This window comes from Salinimicrobium oceani, from assembly GCF_012037645.1.
Genome location: NZ_JAAVJR010000089.1, coordinates 1 through 813, shown reverse-complemented (window position 1 = coordinate 813; position 813 = coordinate 1). Strand labels below are relative to the sequence as shown.

The 813-nt window shown below is 40.2% G+C and carries 1 protein-coding gene; it reads right to left on the bottom strand.

The genetic code is table 11. The features are described from left to right. On the bottom strand, positions 1-813 hold an 813-nt coding region (locus HC175_RS15565), incomplete at both ends, for an SDR family oxidoreductase (RefSeq protein WP_168139364.1).

Sequence of the window (813 nt, the reverse complement as noted above, 5' to 3'; positions counted from 1 at the left end):
CAGTTCAGCTTTTATTTTTTCTGCGGAATAAAATGTGTGTTCAAAAAGGCTTTTTTGGGACCTCCTGTCCAGCTGCTTTTCCTGGCTAGAAAATATTCCTGAAGCTTCCTGCCAAACCCATCCCATGAATACCATCCATTTTTTCAGCTTTTTGTTAGGTGCAGGTTTTTCGAGAGCTTTTGCAGTCAAAGAAAAAATTTCTCTAAAGGAAAGATTTTCTGAAATTACGATAAACTGTTCGTTTTTTACTGAAGAAGCCATTAATTCCCGCATGCTCTTCACAACATCCCAAACCCCCACGAATCCCGTGGTTTTTGGAATATAATAATCCAGACCCGAATCCATTTTTTTGAAGATCTTGCCGCTGCCATCGTTCCAGAAACCCGGGCCGATAATTACACCCGGATTCACAATTACTACCGGTACACCCTCCTGGCTTGCCCGCCACACTTCCATCTCGGCTCCATACTTTGTGATGGCGTACATATTATGATTGAGTTCCTTGTTCCAGAAAGAACCTTCAGTAATTTCTTTTTCTCCGGGTTTCAGATCAAAAGTGGCAATAGAACTTACAAAACAGAGTTTCTTAATCTCATTTTTGATGCAGAAGTTGACCACATTCGCAGTACCCTCAATATTGACTTTTCTTAACTCCGCATCTCTTGAGGTGTCAAAGCTTACTACTGCTGCGCAGTGATACACATAATCAACATTTTCAAAAACTTTTTTCAGGGATGGGATATCAGTAATATCAGCTTTTACCCATTCAATGCGGTTGAAAAGTTCTTCCGTTTCTTCAGAAGAATTAGTGTA